Genomic DNA, 20,212 nt, shown 5'->3' with positions numbered 1-20,212 from the left:
CCTGCCGCAAGACACCCAGGTGTTCTCCCTGCCCGGCATCGAACAGGCCGCCGAGCAGTTCTGGAATGACGTACGCAGCCGCTACGAGGACCGCCGGGTCGATCCGGAACGGCCATTGCTGCCGCCGGCGGAAGTGTTCCTTCCGGTGGAAGACTGCTTCGCCCGGCTGAAGAACTGGCCACGGGTGGTCGCCAGCCAGGAGGACGTCGAGCCGGGCGTCGGGCGCGAGCGCTTCCCGGCCCTGCCGCTGCCGAACCTGGCGATCGAAGCCAAGGCCGCCGAGCCGCTGGCCGCGCTGCGCCGGTTCATCGAGGAGTTCCCCGGCCGCGTACTGTTCTGCGCCGAATCGCCCGGACGCCGGGAAGTTCTGCTGGAGCTGCTGGCCCGACTGAAGCTGCGCCCCGAGGAAGTCGACGGCTGGCCGGCCTTCCTCGCCAGCCAGGCACGCCTGGCGATCAGCATCGCGCCGCTGGACGAGGGCCTGCTGCTGGACCATCCGGCACTCGCCCTGGTCGCCGAAAGCCCGCTGTTCGGCCAGCGCGTCATGCAGCGCCGGCGCCGGGAAAAGACCCGAGACGGCGGCGACGCGGTGATCAAGAACCTCACCGAACTGCGCGAAGGCGCGCCGGTGGTGCACATCGACCATGGCGTCGGCCGCTACCTGGGCCTGATCACCCTCGAGGTGGACAACCAGCAGGCGGAATTCCTCATGCTGCAATACGCCGAGGACGCCAAGCTCTACGTGCCGGTCGCCAACCTGCACCTGATCGCCCGCTACACCGGCGCCGACGACGCCCTGGCGCCGTTGCACCGGCTCGGCTCGGAAACCTGGCAGAAGGCCAAGCGCAAGGCCGCCGAGCAGGTCCGCGACGTCGCCGCCGAGCTGCTCGACATCTACGCCCGCCGCGCCGCCCGCGAAGGCTTCGCGTTCAAGGATCCGCAGGCCGACTACGCGACCTTCTCGGCCGGCTTCCCGTTCGAGGAGACGCCGGACCAGCAAAGCGCCATCGAGGCGGTGGTCGCCGATATGCTCGCGCCCAGGCCAATGGACCGCCTGGTCTGCGGCGACGTCGGCTTCGGCAAGACCGAAGTGGCGATGCGCGCGGCGTTCGTCGCCGTGCATAGCGGCAAGCAGGTGGCGGTGCTGGTGCCCACCACCCTGCTCGCCCAGCAGCACTACAACAGCTTCCGCGACCGCTTCGCCGACTGGCCGGTGAGCGTCGAGGTGATGAGCCGCTTCAAGAGCGCCAAGGAAGTCGAGAACGCTGCGCGGCTACTGGCCGAAGGCAAGATCGACATCCTCATCGGGACCCACAAGCTGCTCCAGGAAGACGTGAAGTTCGCCAACCTGGGGTTGGTCGTGATCGACGAGGAACACCGCTTCGGGGTGCGCCAGAAGGAGCAGCTCAAGGCCCTGCGCAGCGAAGTGGACATCCTCACCCTCACCGCCACGCCGATCCCGCGGACCCTGAACATGGCCGTCTCCGGCATGCGCGACCTGTCCATCATCGCCACGCCGCCGGCGCGCCGCCTGTCGGTGCGCACCTTCGTCATGGAGCAGCAGAACGCGGTAATCAAGGAAGCGCTGCTCCGCGAACTGCTGCGCGGCGGCCAGGTGTACTACCTGCACAACGAAGTGAAGACCATCGAGAAGTGCGCCCGCGACCTCGCCGAACTGGTCCCGGAGGCGCGCATCGGCATCGGCCACGGACAGATGCACGAGCGCGAGCTGGAACAGGTGATGAGCGACTTCTACCACAAGCGCTTCAACGTGCTGGTGGCCTCGACCATCATCGAGACCGGCATCGACGTGCCCAGCGCCAACACCATCCTCATCGAGCGCGCCGACAAGTTCGGCCTGGCCCAGTTGCACCAGTTGCGCGGCCGCGTCGGTCGCAGCCACCACCAGGCCTACGCCTACCTGCTGACACCGCCGCGCCGTCAGATGACCCCGGACGCCGAGAAACGCCTGGAAGCCATCGCCAACGCCCAGGACCTGGGCGCCGGCTTCGTCCTCGCCACCCACGACCTGGAGATCCGCGGCGCCGGCGAGTTGCTCGGCGACGGCCAGAGCGGGCAGATCCAGGCGGTCGGCTTCACCCTCTACATGGAAATGCTCGAACGGGCGGTGAAGGCCATCCGCAAGGGCGAGCAACCGAACCTCGAGCAGCCACTGGGCGGCGGGCCGGAGGTCAACCTGCGGGTGCCTGCGCTGATCCCCGAGGATTACCTGCCCGACGTGCATGCCCGGCTGATCCTCTACAAGCGCATCGCCAACGCCCCTGACGAGGAAGGTTTGCGCGAGTTGCAGGTGGAGATGATCGACCGCTTCGGGCTCCTGCCCGATCCGGCGAAGAACCTGATGCGCCTGACCCTTCTGAAACTGCAGGCGGAAAAACTTGGAATACTCAAGGTCGATGCCGGACCGCAGGGTGGTCGTATAGAATTCGCCGCCGATACCCAGGTCGACCCGCTGGTATTGATCAAGCTGATCCAGGGCCAACCGAACCGCTACAAGTTCGAAGGCGCAACCCTGTTCCGCTTCCAGGTGCCCATGGAACGACCGGAAGAACGCTTCAATACCCTGGAGGCGCTGTTCGAGCGCCTGACACCGCAAACCACCTAAGGATTAGCCTATGCGCTTGTTCCGTTGCCTTGCCCTGCTGCTCTCACTGGCCGCCCCCGCGGCATTCGCCGGCGGTCCCTACCAGGTGGAACTGGTGGTGTTCCGCCAGGCCGGCGATGCCGTGCCGTCCAGCCAGCCGGCCCCGGACGACTGGACCACCGGCGCACAGCCGCTGGCCAGCGACGCCCTGCGCGCCACCGCGCTCGACAACCAGCTCGCCAAGCTCAGCCAGGACAACGGCTACACCGTGCTGCTGCACAAGGCCTGGCGCCAGGACATCGGCGAGACCCCGGTGAAGATCGCCCTCAGCGAAGGCCAGGAACAGGATCATCATTTCCCGGTGGAAGGTACGCTGACCCTCAGCCAGGTGCGCTTCGTCGACATGGAGGCCGATTTCTGGGTCAATCGCTTCGGCGACGACGGTTTCCTCGCCGGCAGCCAGCACATCAGGCAGGGCACGCGGCTGAAGAATGGCGAACTGACCTATCTCGACCATCCGAGCCTGGGCATCCTGATCAAAGTGGTGCCGGTCGGCGCCCGTCCCGCCGCCCCCAATCCCATGGAAATGGAAGAACAGCAGGCACCGGCGGACGCGCCCCCCGTCGAAGGCGGCTTCGACGCCGCACCTCCTGCGCAATAGCGAAAAAGGCCGCAATAGCGGCCTTTTTTTCGTTGCGATGGCCGCCTAGCCGGCCAGGACCCGCGCCAACACCTCGCGCACCTTGCCGATGCCATCGTGCAACGCCTGTTCGATTTCGGCCATGGTGATGATCCCCGCCGACTTGCCCGCCGCGGGATTGACCACCAGCGCCAGGCAGGCGTAGGGCAGGTCCAGCTCGCGGGCCAGTGCCGCCTCGGGCATGCCGGTCATGCCGACGATATCGTTGCCGTCCCGCTCCAACCGGGCGATTTCCGCCACCGTTTCCAGGCGCGGCCCTTGGGTGCAGGCGTAGACCCCATGGCTGCTGTGCGCCAGCCCCAACGCACGCAACGCCTCGATCAGGCGCTGGCGCAACGGCTCGTCATAGGGGTGGCTGAAGTCGATATGGGTGACATGCTCGATATCGCCGGCGAAATAGGTGTGCTCGCGTCCCGAGGTGTAGTCGATCAACTGGTGCGGCACGCACAGGTGCCCCGTTCCCATCGCCGCATGGATGCCACCCACCGCGTTGACCGCGATCACCGCCTCGGCACCCGCCTGCTTCAGCGCCCAGAGATTGGCCCGGTAGTTCACTTGGTGCGGCGGGAAGCGGTGCGGATGACCGTGACGTGCCAGGAACAGCACCTCGCGCCCGGCGTAGCGGCCACGCTGGAGCGGCGCGGACGGCGCGCCATACGGCGTTTCGATCGGCAGGGACTCGCTCAGCGTCAGCCCTTCCAGCTGGGTCAGGCCGGTTCCTCCGATAATCGCGTAGACACTCATCGACAGCTCCCTCAATCAATCAGTTGCGCGGCGCGCAACGCGGACAGTGCTTCCAGCCAGCGCGGCTGCTGGCGATAGTCGGTATTCGCGTAGCCCTTGCCACGCATGCGTTGCAGACGCGACGGCGGGGTCACCTTCAGGCGTTGCAGGGCAGCCAGGGCCAGCTCGGCGGAAGCCCGGTCGTTGCACACCAGGCCCATGTCGCAGCCCGCGGCCAGGGCGGCCTCGATGCGGCTGGCGGCGTCGCCGACCACATGGGCGCCGGCCATCGACAGGTCGTCGCTGAATATCACCCCGTCGAACTTCAGCTCGCCGCGCAGGATCTCCTGCAACCAGCGCCGGGAAAAGCCGGCGGGCTGCGGGTCGACCTGCGGATAGATGACATGGGCCGGCATCAGCGCGTCGAGCTGTCCGGCCAGGCGGGCGAACGGAACCAGGTCGCTGCGCCGGATTTCCTCGAGACTGCGCGCGTCTTCGGGAATCGCCACATGGGAATCGGCCTCGGCCCAGCCGTGACCGGGAAAATGCTTGCCGGTGGCGGCCATCCCGGCGGCATGCATGCCGCGAATGAAAGCACCGGCAAGCAGCGCGGCACGCTCCGGGTCGCCCTCGAAGGCGCGGCTACCGACCACGGCGCTGCGCTGGTGATCGAGATCCAGCACCGGCGCGAAACTCAGGTCGAGGCCGACCGCCTGCACCTCGGTCGCCATCAGCCAGCCACAATGCTCGGCCAGCTCTTCGGCATTGGGGTTGTCGGCAATCGCGCGCATCGCCGGCAGGCGCACGAAGCCCTGGCGCAGGCGCTGCACGCGCCCTCCTTCCTGGTCGACGGCCAGCAACAGGTCGGGACGGATGGCGCGAATGGCCGCACACAGTTCGCGAACCTGGGCAGGATGCTCGATGTTGCGAGCGAAGATGATCAGCCCGCCCACCTCGGGGTGGCGCAGGATTTGGCGGTCCTCGGCGGTCAGCCAGGTGCCGCCGATGTCGAGCATCAGAGAGCCTTGCATGAAAAGTCCTATGGCCTGGAAATCAGCGAAGCCCGCCGTCACGGGCCTCAGACAGCGCACACTGTACTGCACCCGGCAGAAAGACTTAAGTCCCGGGGCGGTACCGCGCGCCTGCCAATGGAGCCGGCCCGGCGCATGGAGTTCCGCCCGGAGCACAGAGAAAGGAGAAAGGAGAAAGGAAAACGGCGCCCTGGGGCGCCGTCTGCGATCAGGCCTTGGCGGGCGTCTTGTTCCGCGGGCGCAGTTGCGCCCCGGCCAGCAGCGGATCGTCGATGCCGCTCTCGGCGCGCATGCCGGCAGCGAAGAACGGCACCATCAGGTGCATCACCTGCTCGGTGGAAGTGTTCACGCCGAAATCGGTTTCCGCCATCGCCCGCAGGGCCTTGATCCCCGACATGCTGAAGGCGGCCGCGCCGAGCATGAAGTGCACGCGCCAGAACAGCTCGATGGGCGGCAGCTTCGGCGCAGCCTCGTTGACCAGCAGCATGTAGCGCCGGAAGACCTTGCCGTAGACCTCCTCCAGGTACTTGCGCAGGTGCCCCTGGCTCTGGCTGAAGGCCAGGCCGAGCAAGCGCATGAAGATCGACAGGTCGTTGCCGCTGCGCGGCTTCACCGCCATCGCCTGGGACACCAGCAGGTGCAGGAGGTCCTCCAGGGTGGCGTGCTGGGCCTCGGGCTTGGCCTGGCGACGATCCAGCTCCTTTTCCAGGCTGGCGCAGAATGGCCCGAGGAAGCGCGAGAACACCGCCTGGATCAGCGCCTTCTTCGAACCGAAGTGATAATTCACCGCCGCCAGGTTGACCCCGGCCTTGCTGGTGATCAGACGCAACGAGGTTTCGGCGAAGCCTTTTTCCGCGAACAGCTGTTCCGCCGCATCGAGAATGCGTTCGACGGTTTCCGACTGGGCCATGGTTTCTCCGCCTGACAAACACTTGTTTGAAACATACGTTTCAGCCACATCCCTTGTCAAGCGGCAGATGACGCACCAGTCAGGAAAATTACAGAGAAGTCCCGAAAAACGGAAGCAAGACACTGGCCAACTTCATCGTGACGCAGGACGAAATGTCATGCGGAAAATCATTGCCACGCCCCGCTCACTGTATATAATCCCAGTCACTGGATAAAAACACAGAGCGACGACATGCAGAAGCTGACGCCCCGCCAAGCCGAGATCCTCTCCTTCATCAAGCGCTGCCTGGAAGACCACGGCTTTCCGCCGACCCGGGCGGAAATCGCCCAGGAACTCGGCTTCAAGTCGCCGAACGCCGCCGAGGAGCACCTCAAGGCGCTGGCACGCAAGGGCGCCATCGAAATGACTCCGGGCGCCTCTCGCGGCATCCGCATTCCCGGCTTCGAACCGCATGCCGCCAACGACGATGAGGGCCTGCCGGTGATCGGACGGGTCGCCGCCGGCGCACCGATCCTCGCCGAACAGAACATCGAGGAATCCTGCCGTATCAATCCCGCCTTCTTCAATCCTCGCGCCGACTACCTGTTGCGCGTGCGCGGCATGAGCATGAAGGACATCGGCATCCTCGACGGCGACCTGCTGGCCGTCCACGTCACCCGCGAAGCGCGCAACGGCCAGGTGGTGGTCGCGCGGATCGGCGAGGAGGTCACGGTGAAACGCTTCAAGCGCGAAGGCAGCAAGGTCTGGCTGCTGGCGGAAAACCCTGAGTTCGCTCCGATCGAAGTCGATCTGAAGGAGCAGGAACTGATCATCGAAGGCTTGAGCGTCGGCGTGATCCGGCGCTGACAGGAGATACCATGCAGACCTCCCACTCGCTGCCCAGCGCCCAGTTGCCACTGTTCCAGGAAGCGTTCTGGGCCAGCAACGGCGCACCCTTGCTCGACGATGTCATCGACAGCCCTTCCAGCGCCTCCATCGAGGAACCCGCTGCCTTTAGCGAACTTTCGCTCAGCGGCCTGCCGGGGCACTGCCTGACCCTGCTCGCACCGATTCTCCGCGAGCTCAGCGAGGAACAGGATGCCCGCTGGCTGACCCTGATCGCTCCGCCGGCGAGCCTGACCCATGAATGGCTGCGCCGCGCCGGCCTGAACCGCGAGCGCATCCTGCTACTGCAGGCGAAGGACAACGCCGCTGCCCTGGCGCTCAGTTGCGAGGCCTTGCGCCTGGGCCGCAGCCACACCGTGGTCAGTTGGCTGGAACCGCTGAGCCGGGCGGCGCGCAAGCAACTGTCCCGCGCCGCCCAACTGGGCCAAGCACAGAGCCTGAATATTCGTCTGGGTTGAAAAAACGGCGGGGGACAGCGTTCAGTGCAGGACGCGGGGGCCTTCGTCGTGTTCCATCTCGCCCTCGGCAAGACGACCGGCCATTTGCACGCCGACATTGAACATGGCCTTGGCCACTTCGACATGCTGGCCTTGCAGGAAATTCTTCGCGTCCCCGGAGAACTCCAGGGTCACCAACGCCTCCTCGTCATCGGCGCGACGCAGCACGATGCGCCCGTCGGGCATTTCTACGATTTCAAGGAAGGATGTTGGCATGACAGACGCTCTCTACGAAGACGCGACATTGTAACAGCCCATCCAGTGCATCCCTAGCCCGCATCCGCCTTCCGGTTCCCCTCTCGCGCCTGTAACGGCGGTTCCAGAGCGCCCGGACGGCATCCTCTAAATTTTTTTGCTGGCAAATCAACCGAGTGGAACGGTAGGAAAATGTCCTACCGCTGATCGGCGAATGACGACGGCGTTACAGCTCCGTCAGGCTCTCGCGAAAACGCAGGACCAATTGCTTCAGCGACTGCCGCCATTCCTCGAGGGTTTCGCGAGAAAGCAAGGGGGCTTCTTCGTCGATACTCACGGCAACGATCAACGGTGTGCTGGGGTCGATCTTCGCTGCCTTGGTCGGTCGCGGCGGCAGGAACAGCTCGGAGTAGGCGCCCAGCAACTGGCCCAGCCAGGTTTCCGGCTGCGACGCCAACTCCACCAGTTCAGCTAGCTCGGGGCTGGGCGCGGCCGCCAGCACTTCGGCATTCAGCAATGCATCCACGCGAGGAGCGGCAGCCTGCGGCAGACGGTAGTAACCGGCGATCTCATGGCATACACCGAGCACTGCGCCATAAAGGTGGAACAGCGCCGACTCGCGCTCCCCCTGGATGATCGCCTGGGCATTCATCGCCCGCTCGGCATCGGCTCGCTTCCAGGCCTCCAGAGCCAACCCGGCGAAATACAGCTTCTGGTTGGTGCGGGTATAAAGCTCTTGGGCCATGCCGGTACTCCCGATTAAAACTGGAAGGAATGCGGAGCGCAGGCCAGGTCAGCGCCCGGCCTTCGCGCAGTATAAGCGCGCCCCATGCAAGCGGGCGCGCCATCCATCAGCGCTTGTCTTCGACCTTCCACTTGCCGCCATCGTAGAAGGCGCGCCAGCCGGTGGGCTTGCCATCGACCTCGGACTGCACGTATTGCTCCTTGGTCTTGCGGCTGAAACGGATCACCGCGGGACGGCCGTCCGGGTCTTTCTGCGGGGCGTCGCAGAGGTAATGGTACTTGGGATCCAGCTCGGCCTTGTGCGGGATGATCTCGCTCACCAACGGCGCGCGGGTCTCGCGGTTCTTCGGGAACTGGCTGGCGGCCAGGAACATGCCCGAAGCGCCGTCGCGCAGCACGTAGATATCGTCCACCTTCTCGCACTTCAATTCAGGCATGCGGATGGCGTCCATCTTCGGCGGCGCCGCCTCGCCATTCTTCAGCAGCTTGCGGGTGTTCTTGCAGGTCGGATTGGTGCAACCGAAGAACTTGCCGAAACGGCCGGTTTTCAACTGCATCTCGCTGCCACACTTGTCGCATTCCAGGCTCGGCCCTTCGTAGCCCTTGATCCGGTACTGGCCTTCCTCGATCTCGTAGCCCGGACAGTCGGGGTTGTTGCCGCAGATATGCAGCTTGTGTTTCTCGTCCAGCAGGTAGGCGTCCATCGCGGTACTGCAGATCGGGCAGCGATGCTTGCCACGCAACACCCGCGACTCGGACTCGCCCTCGTCGTCCGCGGCGATCTCGTCGCCGGGAATCAGGTTGACGGTCGCCTTGCAACGTTCCTTCGGCGGCAGGCTGTAGCCCGAGCAGCCGAGGAACACGCCGGTGGAGGCGGTACGAATCATCATCGGCCGGCCGCACTCGCGGCAGGGAATGTTGGTCAGGGTCGGCTGGTTGGCGCGCATCCCCTTCTCGCTGACTTCGGCCACCTCGAGCTTCTTCTTGAAATCGCCGTAGAACTCGTCGAGCAGGTGCTTCCAGTCGCGCTCGCCCTGGGCCACGTCGTCGAGATGCTCCTCCATCCCGGCGGTGAAACCGTAGTCCATCAGGTTGGCGAAGCTCTCGTTGAGCCGATCGGTGACGATGTCGCCCATCTTCTCCGCATAGAAGCGGCGGTTGTGGGTGGTTACGTAGCCGCGCTCCTGGATGGTGGAGATGATCGCCGCGTAGGTCGAGGGGCGGCCGATACCGCGCTTCTCCAGTTCCTTGACCAGGCTCGCTTCGGAGTAGCGCGCCGGCGGCTTGGTGAAGTGCTGGCTCGGATCGAGCTTGATCAGCTTGAGGTTCTCGCCTTCCTTCATTTCCGGCAGGACGTCGTCCTCGCCCGGCTTGCTCTGCTGCGGCAGTACCCGGGTATAACCGTCGAACTTGAGGATGCGCCCCTTGGCGCGCAGCTCGAAATCGCCGGCGGTGACGCTCACGCTGGTCGAGAGGTATTCGGCCGGGGTCATCTGGCACGCCACGAACTGGCGCCAGATCAGGTCGTACAGGCGCTCGGCGTCACGCTCCATGCCGGACAGCTGGGTCGGCTTGAGGTTGACGTCGGAAGGACGGATCGCCTCGTGCGCTTCCTGGGCGCCCTCCTTGCTCGAGTAGACGTTGGCCTTGCCCGGCAGGTACTTCTGGCCGAACTCGTCCTCGATGAAACCGCGGACCATGCCAATGGCATCGGCCGACAGGTTGGTCGAGTCGGTACGCATGTAGGTGATGTAGCCGGCCTCGTAGAGACGCTGGGCCATCATCATGGTCTTCTTCACCCCGAAGCCCAGGCGGTTGCTCGCCGCCTGCTGCAGGGTGGAAGTGATGAACGGCGCCGAGGGTCGGCTGGAGGTCGGCCGGTCCTCGCGCTTGGCGACGCTATAGGCCGAGGCCTTGAGCTTTTCCAGGGCCGCCATGGCCTGGGCTTCGTTGAGCGGCTTGAAGGCCTCGCCCTTCTCACGGGTAACCTCGAAGCGCACGTTGGCGCCCTTGGCGGTACCGAGGTCGGCATGCACTTCCCAGTACTCTTCCGGGACGAAGGCGCGAATCTCGCGTTCGCGCTCCACCACCAGCTTCACCGCCACCGACTGCACGCGGCCGGCGGACAACCCACGGGCAATCTTCTGCCAGAGCAGCGGCGAGACCATGTAGCCGACCACGCGGTCGAGGAAACGCCGCGCCTGCTGGGCGTTCACCCGGTTGATATCGAGCTCGCCGGGCTGGGAGAAGGCCTCCTGGATGGCCTTCTTGGTGATTTCGTTGAATACCACGCGCTTGTAGCGGCTTTCGTCGCCGCCGATGGCTTCCCGCAGGTGCCAGGCGATGGCCTCCCCTTCGCGGTCCAAGTCGGTCGCGAGATAGACGGTGTCGGCGTCCTTGGCCAGGCGGCGTAGCTCGTCGATGACCTTTTCCTTGCCGGGCAGGATCTCGTACTTGGCCTTCCAGCCATGCTCGGGGTCGACCCCCATGCGCGAGACCAGTTGGCGCCTGGCCTTCTCCTTCGGTGACAGCGCCGGCGCCTCGGAGGCGCTCTTGCGGCCCTTGGCCGCCGGCTCCTTGGAACTCGACGAACCACTGGTGGGCAGGTCACGGATGTGGCCGATGCTCGACTTCACCACGTACTGGCTGCCCAGGTACTTGTTGATGGTCTTGGCCTTGGCCGGGGATTCCACGATGACCAGCGATTTACCCATGGATCGGAAGGTTCCTGCGTCGAAAAGATGAATATAAAGGAGGGAGCGACTAGCGCGGCACCGCTATATATAGTGGCGAACGAGCCAAGGTCAAGCGCGGTCTTCCCCGCCGGGAGCTTTCTGCAAGCCCAGGGGATCGGCCTCGGGACTCACCAGGACGAAGCGCGGCACCCACTCGCCATCGACCTCCACGGCCTCGGTGAACATCTCCAGCGGACGCACCCAGAGACCGAATTCGCCGTACAGCGCCTGGTAGATCACCAGCGCCTCTTCCGTCTCCGAATGCCGCGCGACACCCAGGACCCGGTAGTTCTGTCCCTTGTAATGACGATAGAGCCCAGCCTGCAGGTCCATGTTCCTTACCTTGTCTCGAAAATCGGAAAACAACGGCACAATGCCGACATACAACAGCCCGGTATAGGCACGGATCGCACAATAGGCAAACCCGCGCTCCCGGGGCGTCATTCGCTCGATACAGCCGGAAACGACTGACACTGAAAAACGAAAGCCGGGGCACGAGGCCCCGGCTTTCCCCTTCGACGAACGCTTAGATGCGCTCGAAGACGGTGGTGATACCCTGTCCCAGGCCCACGCACATGGTGGACACGCCAAGGGTACCGCCGTTCTGCTTCATCACGTTCAACAGGGTGCCGGAAATGCGCGCACCGGAGCAACCGAACGGGTGACCCAGGGCGATGGCGCCGCCGTGGAGGTTGACCTTCTCGTCCATCTTGTCGAGCAGCTTGAGGTCCTTCAGCACAGGCAGGGCCTGGGCGGCGAAGGCTTCGTTGAGTTCGACGAAATCGATGTCGGCGATGGTCAGGCCGGCACGCTTGAGCGCCTTGTTGGTCGACGGCACCGGGCCGTAGCCCATGATCGCCGGGTCGACACCCGCCACGGCCATGGAGCGGATCACCGCCATCGGCTGGATGCCCAGGTCCTGGGCGCGCTGGGCCGACATCACGATCATGCAGGAGGCACCGTCGGTGATCTGCGAGGAGGTCCCCGCGGTCACGGTGCCGCCTTTCGGATTGAACGCCGGCTTCAACTCGGCCAGGGTCTCGACGGTGGTTTCCGGACGAATGGTCTCGTCGAAGTCGAAGACTTTCAGGAAACCGTTCTCGTCGTACCCTTCCATCGGGATGATCTCGTCCTTGAACTTGCCTTCCTGGGTGGCCTTCCAGGCCAGTTGGTGCGAACGCGCGCCGAACTTGTCCTGCGCCTCACGGCTGATACCGTGCATCTTGCCGAGCATTTCCGCAGTCAGGCCCATCATGCCCGAGGCCTTGGCGGCGTACAGGGACAGGTGCGGGTTCGGGTCGACGCCATGCATCATGCCGACGTGGCCCATGTGCTCCACGCCGCCGATGACGAATACATCGCCATTGCCGGTCTGGATCGCCTGGGCGGCGGTGTGCAGCGCGCTCATCGACGAACCGCACAGGCGGCTGACGGTCTGCGCGGCGCTGGTGTGCGGGATCTGGGTCATCAGCGACGCCATGCGCGCGATGTTCCAGCCCTGCTCCAGGGTCTGGTTGACGCAGCCCCAGATCACGTCTTCCACTTCGGCCGGGTCGACCTTCGGGTTACGCTCCAGCAGCTTGCTGATCAGGTGCGCCGACATGGTCTCGGCGCGGGTGTTGCGGTGCATGCCCCCCTTGGAACGACCCATCGGGGTGCGGCCGAAGTCGACAATGACGACGTCTCTCGGATTCAGGCTCATAAATTCACTCTCGCTCTAGTCGTTCCGCGATTAACCGAAGAATTTCTGACCGTTCTTGGCCATTTCACGCAGCTTCGCGGTCGGGTGGTACAGCGCGCCCAGCTCGGCGTACTTGTCGGCCAGGGCCACGAACTCGGCGACACCGATCGAATCGATGTAGCGCAGAGCACCACCACGGAAGGGCGGGAAGCCGATGCCGTAGATCAGGCCCATATCGGCCTCGGCAGCGGTCTCGACGATGCCGTCTTCCAGGCAACGCACGGTTTCCAGGCACAGCGGGATCATCATGAAGTTGACGATGTCCTCGTCGGTCACTTCGCGCTGCTCGACCACGATCGGCTTGAGCACTTCGTAGGCCTGCGGATCGGTGACCTTCTTCGGCTTGCCGCGCTTGTCGGTCTCGTAGGCGTAGAAGCCCTTGCCGTTCTTCTGGCCCAGGCGGTTGGCCTCGTACATCACGTCGACGGCGGTCTTGCCCTCGACCGCCATGCGGTCCGGGAAGCCCTCGGCCATGACGTCGCGGCCATGGTGGCCGGTGTCGATGCCGACCACGTCGGACAGGTAGGCCGGGCCCATGGGCCAGCCGAACTTCTCCATCACCTTGTCGATGCGCACGAAGTCGACGCCGAAGCTCAGCAGCTTGGCGAAGCCGCCGAAGTACGGGAACAGCACACGGTTGACCAGGAAGCCGGGGCAATCGTTGACCACGATCGGGCTCTTGCCCATCTTCTTGGCGTAGGCGACGGTGGTGGCGATGGCGGTTTCACCGGTCTTCTCGCCACGGATCACTTCCACCAGCGGCATCATGTGCACCGGGTTGAAGAAATGCATGCCGCAGAAGTTTTCCGGACGCTTCAGCGCCTGGGCCAGCAGGCTGATGGAGATGGTCGAGGTGTTGGAGGCGATGATCGCGTCTTCCTTCACCGCGCCTTCCACTTCGGCGAGCACGGCTTGCTTGACCTTGGGGTTCTCGACGACGGCTTCGACGACGATGTCGACGTTGCCGAAGTCGCCATAGGACATGGTCGGACGGATGCCATTGAGCGCCTCGGCCATCTTCGCCGGGGTCAGGCGACCCTTCTCGACGCGCTTGCCGAGCAGCTTGGCGGCCTCGTTCAGGCCCATCTGGATACCCTCTTCGCGGATATCCTTCATCAGGATCGGGGTGCCCTTGAGCGCCGACTGATAGGCGATGCCGCCGCCCATGATGCCGGCGCCGAGCACGGCGGCCAGTTTCACGTCCTTGGCGACTTCGTCGTATTTCTTGGCTTTCTTCTTCAGTTCCTGGTCATTCAGGAACAGGCCGATCAGACTCTGCGCGACCGAGGTCTTGGCCAGCTTGACGAAGCCGGCGGCTTCGACTTCCAGCGCCTTGTCGCGGCCGAAGTTGGCGGCCTTCTGGATGCTCTTGATGGCTTCCACCGGCGCCGGGTAGTTCGGACCGGCCTGGCCGGCGACGAAGCCCTTGGCGGTTTCGAAGGCCATCATCTGCTCGATTGCATTCAGCTTCAGCTTTTCCAGCTTCGGCTGGCGCCGTGCCTTGTGGTCCAGCTCGCCGGCGACGGCGCGCTTGGCCAGGTCGAGGGCAGCGGCCTGCAGTTGCTCGGGAGCGACCACGGCGTCGACGGCGCCGACCTTCAGGGCGTCCTCGGCCTTGTTTTCCTTGCCCGAGGCGATCCACTCGACGGCGTTATCGCAGCCGATCAGGCGCGGCAGGCGGACGGTGCCGCCGAAGCCCGGGTAGATGCCCAGCTTGACTTCCGGCAGGCCGACCTTGGCGGTCGCGCTCATCACGCGGAAGTCCGCGGCCAGGCACATCTCCAGGCCGCCGCCGAGGGCGATGCCGTTGATCGCGGCAACGGTGGGTACGTCCAGGTCTTCGAAGTCGCTGAAGATCTTGTTGGCTTCGAGGTTGCCCGCCATCAGTTCCTCGTCGGGTAGCTGGAAGTTGTCAACGAACTCGGTGATGTCGGCACCAACGATGAACACGTCCTTGCCGCTGGTCACGATCACGCCCTTGACCGATGCATCGGCCTTGATCGCATCGACTGCCGCACGCAACTCACTGAGGGTGAGACGGTTGAACTTGTTGACGGACTCGCCCTTGAGATCGAAATTCAACTCGACGATGCCGCCCTCAAGAGGCTTAACCGTGATGGCTTTACCTTGGTAAATCATCAACTGATCTCCACGCTATTATGGAAGCTTGAACTTACACATCGGACGCCGTGTCGGGACCCTTTCGGCAACCGCCGAGCATAGTCCCAAACCCTTCGGCACACCCGCCGACGCGATAACCGGGTCTCTATTGTCGAGGCCTGCGCGAGGCAAACGCTCGATTCATACGCCCGTTTGACTTGGGTGCGCACACATTCCGGCAAAAGCCGGGAATTGTCAATCAGCCATCCGGAAAACACCTGCCCTCCTCCAGGCCCTCTGCGCAGGGCCATTCAGCCAGCCTCTGTCGGACCATTCAGATGTTCGATGATCGGCGCCGTGGGCGCTTGTCCCGGTGCGGAAAGGCAGGCTAGAGTCGCCGCAGATCGCCATGCATGATCGGCCACGGGCCGTTACAAAAGAACAACAAGAAGGCCTCCAGGGCCACATGGAGATGGAACCCATGATCTGCCGTCCGTTCACTCTTTGTCTGGCCCTGCTCGGCCTGCTGAGCCTCCCCGTCTTCGCGGCAGGGACCGCCGATGACCTGCTCGCCCTGCACCAGATGCGGCTCGCCACGCAGAAATCCCTGAACGCCTTCTTCATGTACGTCGGCCAGGAAGGCGATCAACGCTACGCCAGCCTGATCGAAAGCTCGGCGCAGACGGCGGAAGCCCGCCTGCAGCGACTCGACGGCGTGAACGGCAGCGAATCCCGGCGCCTGCTGGGCCAGCTTCGCGAGCAATGGCGGGACTATGCGCAAGACCTCGACAAGCTGACCGGCGCGGTGCGCAACCAGGGCTACAGCGACCTGCAACCGGTCGCCGACCTGGCACGACGCAACCAGCAACTGATGGACCTCGGCGGCCAGTTGTATCGCAGCCTGCAACGGGAAAACGCCGCCACGGTGCCGACGCTCACCGAGCAGAGCCGCGAACAGAGCCTGCTGATGCAGGACATTGCTCTGGACTATGCCTCGCGCAACGCGTCGGTGGGCGCCAGCTTCTTCGGCGGCGGCGAGGAGCGTCCACTGGACGACCTGGCCAGCCGCTTTTCGGTCAACCTGTTGAAGCTGCAGCAGGCGCCGCAGAACGACGAGGAGATCGCCAGGGCGCTGCGCAGCGTGGCGATCAAGTGGCACTACATCGAGAAGTCCCTGCGCAACTACAACCAGAACAGCGTGCCGTTCCTGGTCAACAAGAATGCAGACCGGATCATCGATGGCCTGGAGAAGGTCGCCGCGCTGTATGCCGCGCGCAACCAATGAACCTCGGCGCGCCGCCTCAGGCGCGCTGGCGGAGAAACTCGGCGATGCGCCCGAGGTCGGCGCTATCGCCGCGCTCGCCCCAATACAGGGCAAGGAACTGGGCGGTCGCCTCCACCTTGTAGACATCCCCGGGGAGGCTGCGCAGGGCGTCCAGCAACTCATCGTCCGCGCACGGCTCGCGCCACTGGTTCAGCCACTGGCTCGGGGTATTCTGCCAATAGCACCAGGCCTCCCGGCCGCGTCGGCGCGGGCAGTGGAACTGCGCGCAGGACGTCGGCGGAGCGCTCTCCAGCCAATGCGGCCAATCCTGGCGCGCGAGCTGCATGGCCAGGCCGAGACGGCGCGCCTCGAGGCGCAGGGCCATCCTGCCGCGCTGCCTGTTGGACGGCATCAGCCAGGCCAGGGGACTGAGCATGACAGCCAGCAGCAGGATCACCAGCCAAGTGGTCATAAGGAACGGACACTCGAAAAACGGTTAAGGCATTTGCCTCGATCCGCGCGCGCAGGCAGGATCGGTCGCAGTCGCCAAGGGAGGCGCAGTTTACAGGCGAATGCGACCACGGCGGAGCAGCTTTTTGCCCAGCGCAACGGAACAGGTTCCACGCGCGGCGCGAAAGTCCATAATGAAAACACTATCCCCTTCTGGGAGGAGACGTTCATGCCCTATCAACACATTCTGGTCGCCGTCGACCTGACCGACGAATGCGACCCGGTGATGAAGCGTGCGGCGGCCCTGGCCACCAGCAACCAGGCCCGGCTCTCGGTGGTGCATGTGGTCGAGCCCATGGCCATGGCCTTCGGTGGGGACGTGCCGATGGACCTGTCGATGTTGCAGCAGCAGCAGTTCGACCAGGCCCGTGAACGCCTGGATGCCTTCGCCGTACGCTATCCGGACCTCGGCAGCGAGCAGCGCCACCTGGTCTACGGGCAACCGCGCCAGGAAATCCACCGCCTCGCCGCGGAACAGGCCTGCGACCTGATCGTGGTCGGCAGCCACGGTCGCCACGGCCTGGCGCTGCTGCTCGGTTCCACTGCCAACGACGTGCTGCACGGCGCGCCCTGCGACGTGCTCGCGGTGCACCTGAAGAAAGCCTGATCTCTCCCCGCTCGGCCGGGGCCTGCGCCTCAGCCGAGCGTTTCCTCGGCGCTCATCACCAGCGGGCGGATCTTCTGCAACTGGGTTTCCAGCGAATAGCTGATGCTCGACGACAGCGAGAAGAAGGTCAGGAACGCCTTCAGGTTGGAATCGCTGACACAGGTGTCGTGGATTCGCTGCCAGAACGCCTGGTTGACCAGTTGCAACTGCTGGAACAGCCGCACCAGCCCTTTCAGTTCCCAATCGGCATGCCGCCCCTCGCGGAAGTTGAAGTACTGGCGCATCAGGTACAGCGGCACCACCCGCAGCACGAACTCCTGGTTGCTGGCGAACGGCAGGTGCTGCATGGCCATCGGCCTCAGCGGCGCCAGCAGCGGACAGGCGCTGCTGGCCATGATCAAGCCGATCAGCGCGCGCAGCCCTTCCTCCAGGCCCGCCTGCTTGATGTACTCGCGCTCCGGCGTGCGCACGCAGATGCCGGCCTTGCGGAACGCCGGCAGGTTGCGGAAATCCTCGATCACCCCATGCAGGTCGACCGCCGCCGGACAATGGCTGTAGCGTTCGCGATCGAGCGGGCAGTTGCTGCAGCGATTGTGTTCCAGGCGCGTCCAGCGCGGCGCTGCGGCAGCCGCCTGCGGGTCGTAGTGCCGCTCCAGCTCGATGCGATAGTTGAGCTGATGCTGGTCGTCCAGCGTGATGCGGTACTCGATTGCCATGGACTGATCCTTTCTCGGGAGACGGCCGGCCCGTCAATGACGCCAGCCAGAGGGACCGACGGGGGACTGCACCCACCGCCGGCAAGGCCCGCAAGGATCATCGAGATGAGCCGCTATCACATTGATGCAGCTCACTTTTTCGAGATGGATCAGTCTTCCAGTTCGGCCCAGCGCTCGAGCAAGGCATCGAGTTCCTGCTGCAACGCGTCCAGCCGCGCCAGGGTTTCGCGCTGCTCGTCCTGCGGGCGCAGATAGAAATCCTGCTGCGCGATGGTTTCCTGGACACCCGCCAGCTCCGCCTCGACCGCGTCGATCTGCCCGGGCAAGGCCTCCAGCTCGCGCTGCAACTTGTAGCTGAGCTTTTTCTTCGCCGGCGCCTCGCTCGGCGCCGCCGCAGCCGGCGCGGGTTCGGCGGCGGGCGCCAGCGCGGTATTCAACTCGGCCTTGCCGCTCTTCGACTCGCTCACGCCGAGCAGGCGCGGCGTGCCCCCTTGGCGCAGCCAGTCCTGGTAGCCACCGACGAATTCGCGAACCTTGCCCTCGCCCTCGAAGACCAGGGTGCTGGTCACCACGTTGTCGAGGAAGGCCCGATCGTGGCTGACCATCAGCACGGTGCCCTGGAAGCCGAGCAGGACTTCCTCCAGCAGTTCCAGGGTTTCCACGTCGAGGTCGTTGGTCGGTTCGTCGAGCACCAGCAGGTTGGCCGGCTTGCTGAACAGCTTGGCCAGCAACAGGCGCGCGCGCTCGCCGCCGGACAACGCCTTCACCGGGGTGCGGGCGCGCTGCGGACTGAACAGGAAGTCGCCGAGATAGCTGAGCACATGCCGGTTCTGGCCGTCGATGGTGATGAACTCGCGGCCTTCGGAGATATTGTCGATCACCGTCTGCTCGGGTTCGAGCTGATGGCGCAACTGGTCGAAGTAGGCCACTTCCAGCTTGGTGCCCACCTCGATCTTGCCCGAGGTCGGCTGCAGGTCGCCAAGCAGCAGCTTGAGCAAGGTGGTCTTGCCGGTACCGTTGGCGCCGAGCAGGCCGATACGGTCGCCGCGCTGCAGGACCATGGAGAAGTCGCGTACCAGCGGCTGGCCGCCGGGATGGGCGAAGCTGACGTGCTCCACCACGATCACCTGCTTGCCGGACTTGTCCGCGCTTTCCAGCTGGAAGCTGGCCTTGCCCTGGCGCTCGCGGCGCTCGGCGCGTTCGCGACGCATTTCCTTCAGTGCCCGAACCCGCCCTTCGTTGCGCGTGCGGCGGGCCTTGATGCCCTGGCGGATCCACACTTCTTCCTGGGCCAGGCGCTTGTCGAACAATGCGTTGGCAGCTTCTTCGGCGGCCAGTTGCTGTTCCTTGTGCACCAGGAAACTGGCGTAGTCGCCGTTCCAGTCGATCAGGTGGCCACGATCCAGCTCGAGGATGCGGGTCGCCAGGGATTGCAGGAAGGCGCGGTCGTGGGTAATGAACAGCACCGCGCCGTTGAAGCCCAGCAGCGCTTCCTCGAGCCAGGCGATGGCGCCGATGTCCAGGTGGTTGGTCGGTTCGTCGAGCAGCAGCAGGTCCGGCTCGGCGACCAGCGCCTGGGCCAGCAGCACGCGCCGACGCCAGCCGCCGGAGAGTTCGGCGAGGGTCTTGTCGGCCGGCAACTGCAGGCGGCTGAGGGTGCTGTCCACCAGTTGCTGCAGGCGCCAGCCATCGCGCGCCTCGAGTTCCTGCTGGACCCGCGAGAGGCGCGCCAGGTCGTCGTCGGTATGGATGTTCAGGCTCAGGTGGTGGTACTCGGCGAGCAGCTTGCCGACTTCCGCCAGGCCCTCGGCCACCACGTCGAACACTGTCCGTTCGTCGGCACGCGGCAGTTCCTGGGGCAATTCGCCGATCTTCAGCGCCGGTGCGCGCCAGACTTCGCCGTCGTCGGCCTGCTGTTCGCCCTTGACCACCTTGAACAGGCTGGACTTGCCGGTACCGTTGCGCCCGATCACGCAGACCCGCTCGCCACGGCCGATCTGCCACGACACCTTGTCCAGCAAGGGAGTGGTGCCAAAGGCAAGGGATACATCGGTGAACTTGAGCAGGGTCATGGGCGCCTCCGGAAACAGGGCGCGCATTTTACGCCGGATAGGCATCGGATGGCACGGCGCTTTCACCGCCATGCCGCAACGGCTAAGCTTAGGCGAGCCATCCGCCCGGCTTCGGGCGCGCCCCGCGACAGCGGTCGCGCGCCAGTCCCGCGAGCGGTCGAAACGCCCGTAGGCAGC

The 20,212-nt window shown here is 64.9% G+C and carries 18 protein-coding genes; 6 read left to right on the top strand and 12 right to left on the bottom strand.

Annotated features, from left to right (window positions below):
• On the top strand, nucleotides 1–2,626 hold a 2,626-nt coding region (gene mfd, locus HMPREF2716_RS19125; protein WP_070621983.1), incomplete at its 5' end, for a transcription-repair coupling factor.
• Nucleotides 2,627–2,636: 10 nt separating this feature from the next.
• Complete coding sequence (locus tag HMPREF2716_RS19120; protein ID WP_023517800.1) at nucleotides 2,637–3,266, top strand: CsiV family protein; 630 nt, start codon at nucleotides 2,637–2,639, stop codon at nucleotides 3,264–3,266.
• 45 nt (nucleotides 3,267–3,311) lie between these two features.
• Here the strand turns inward: HMPREF2716_RS19120 and HMPREF2716_RS19115 are convergent, their stop codons facing one another.
• The 3 genes from HMPREF2716_RS19115 to psrA all read right to left on the bottom strand — a co-directional run bounded on the left by HMPREF2716_RS19115 (nucleotide 3,312) and on the right by psrA (nucleotide 5,969).
• On the bottom strand, nucleotides 3,312–4,049 hold the full coding sequence (locus HMPREF2716_RS19115; protein ID WP_003091193.1) for an S-methyl-5'-thioinosine phosphorylase: 738 nt from the start codon (nucleotides 4,047–4,049) through the stop codon (nucleotides 3,312–3,314).
• Between the two features lie 11 nt (nucleotides 4,050–4,060).
• Nucleotides 4,061–5,059 carry a beta-N-acetylhexosaminidase gene (nagZ, locus tag HMPREF2716_RS19110; protein WP_003118092.1) on the bottom strand — a complete coding sequence of 333 codons (999 nt, stop codon included), beginning with the start codon at nucleotides 5,057–5,059 and terminating at the stop codon, nucleotides 4,061–4,063.
• 208 nt (nucleotides 5,060–5,267) lie between these two features.
• On the bottom strand, nucleotides 5,268–5,969 hold the full coding sequence (psrA, locus tag HMPREF2716_RS19105; protein ID WP_003091195.1) for a transcriptional regulator PsrA: 702 nt from the start codon (nucleotides 5,967–5,969) through the stop codon (nucleotides 5,268–5,270).
• Nucleotides 5,970–6,200: 231 nt separating this feature from the next.
• Between psrA and lexA the strand changes: the two genes are divergently transcribed.
• A complete protein-coding gene (gene lexA, locus HMPREF2716_RS19100) occupies nucleotides 6,201–6,815 on the top strand; it encodes a transcriptional repressor LexA (protein WP_003091196.1) in 615 nt (204 codons plus the stop codon).
• Nucleotides 6,816–6,826: 11 nt separating this feature from the next.
• Nucleotides 6,827–7,312 (top strand): SOS-induced cell division inhibitor SulA, encoded by a 486-nt coding sequence (sulA, locus tag HMPREF2716_RS19095; protein WP_003091197.1) that lies wholly within the window; start codon nucleotides 6,827–6,829, stop codon nucleotides 7,310–7,312.
• 21 nt (nucleotides 7,313–7,333) lie between these two features.
• Here sulA and HMPREF2716_RS19090 read toward each other — a convergent pair whose 3' ends face one another.
• From HMPREF2716_RS19090 to fadB, 6 genes are all read right to left on the bottom strand, one after another.
• The gene (locus HMPREF2716_RS19090) at nucleotides 7,334–7,567 is read right to left on the bottom strand and encodes a hypothetical protein (protein ID WP_003109483.1); all 234 of its coding nucleotides are present in this window, start codon (nucleotides 7,565–7,567) and stop codon (nucleotides 7,334–7,336) included.
• 205 nt (nucleotides 7,568–7,772) lie between these two features.
• Nucleotides 7,773–8,291, bottom strand: a complete 519-nt coding sequence (locus HMPREF2716_RS19085; protein WP_003113979.1) for a DUF6586 family protein — start codon at nucleotides 8,289–8,291, stop codon at nucleotides 7,773–7,775.
• Nucleotides 8,292–8,397: 106 nt separating this feature from the next.
• Nucleotides 8,398–11,004, bottom strand: coding sequence for a type I DNA topoisomerase (topA, locus tag HMPREF2716_RS19080; RefSeq protein ID WP_003091201.1), 2,607 nt, complete (start codon nucleotides 11,002–11,004; stop codon nucleotides 8,398–8,400).
• Nucleotides 11,005–11,094: 90 nt separating this feature from the next.
• Nucleotides 11,095–11,358 carry a DUF1653 domain-containing protein gene (locus HMPREF2716_RS19075; RefSeq protein WP_003109484.1) on the bottom strand — a complete coding sequence of 88 codons (264 nt, stop codon included), beginning with the start codon at nucleotides 11,356–11,358 and terminating at the stop codon, nucleotides 11,095–11,097.
• Between the two features lie 193 nt (nucleotides 11,359–11,551).
• Nucleotides 11,552–12,727 carry an acetyl-CoA C-acyltransferase FadA gene (gene fadA, locus HMPREF2716_RS19070; protein ID WP_003113978.1) on the bottom strand — a complete coding sequence of 392 codons (1,176 nt, stop codon included), beginning with the start codon at nucleotides 12,725–12,727 and terminating at the stop codon, nucleotides 11,552–11,554.
• Between the two features lie 30 nt (nucleotides 12,728–12,757).
• A complete protein-coding gene (fadB, locus tag HMPREF2716_RS19065; RefSeq protein ID WP_003091204.1) occupies nucleotides 12,758–14,905 on the bottom strand; it encodes a fatty acid oxidation complex subunit alpha FadB in 2,148 nt (715 codons plus the stop codon).
• Nucleotides 14,906–15,332: 427 nt separating this feature from the next.
• Between fadB and HMPREF2716_RS19060 the strand changes: the two genes are divergently transcribed.
• On the top strand, nucleotides 15,333–16,151 hold the full coding sequence (locus HMPREF2716_RS19060) for a hypothetical protein (RefSeq protein WP_033862938.1): 819 nt from the start codon (nucleotides 15,333–15,335) through the stop codon (nucleotides 16,149–16,151).
• A gap of 16 nt (nucleotides 16,152–16,167) precedes the next feature.
• Here the strand turns inward: HMPREF2716_RS19060 and HMPREF2716_RS19055 are convergent, their stop codons facing one another.
• Nucleotides 16,168–16,602, bottom strand: coding sequence for a hypothetical protein (locus HMPREF2716_RS19055; RefSeq protein ID WP_023517802.1), 435 nt, complete (start codon nucleotides 16,600–16,602; stop codon nucleotides 16,168–16,170).
• 207 nt (nucleotides 16,603–16,809) lie between these two features.
• Here HMPREF2716_RS19055 and HMPREF2716_RS19050 point away from each other — a divergent pair, with 207 nt between their 5' ends.
• Nucleotides 16,810–17,247: a universal stress protein gene (locus tag HMPREF2716_RS19050; protein ID WP_003091210.1), complete on the top strand. Its 438-nt coding sequence runs from the start codon at nucleotides 16,810–16,812 to the stop codon at nucleotides 17,245–17,247.
• 29 nt (nucleotides 17,248–17,276) lie between these two features.
• On the opposite strand, the gene HMPREF2716_RS19045 is transcribed toward HMPREF2716_RS19050, so the two are convergent.
• Both HMPREF2716_RS19045 and HMPREF2716_RS19040 read right to left on the bottom strand, forming a co-directional pair.
• Nucleotides 17,277–17,963, bottom strand: a complete 687-nt coding sequence (locus HMPREF2716_RS19045) for a DUF6901 family protein (RefSeq protein WP_003091213.1) — start codon at nucleotides 17,961–17,963, stop codon at nucleotides 17,277–17,279.
• A gap of 149 nt (nucleotides 17,964–18,112) precedes the next feature.
• The gene (locus HMPREF2716_RS19040; protein WP_003091215.1) at nucleotides 18,113–20,035 is read right to left on the bottom strand and encodes an ATP-binding cassette domain-containing protein; all 1,923 of its coding nucleotides are present in this window, start codon (nucleotides 20,033–20,035) and stop codon (nucleotides 18,113–18,115) included.
• Nucleotides 20,036–20,212 lie beyond the last annotated feature (177 nt).

The organism is Pseudomonas sp. HMSC076A11 (assembly GCF_001810205.1).
Taxonomy (GTDB): domain Bacteria; phylum Pseudomonadota; class Gammaproteobacteria; order Pseudomonadales; family Pseudomonadaceae; genus Pseudomonas; species Pseudomonas aeruginosa.
Note: the sequence above shows the minus strand (reverse complement) of the source record. Positions and strands in the feature narration are given on the sequence as shown.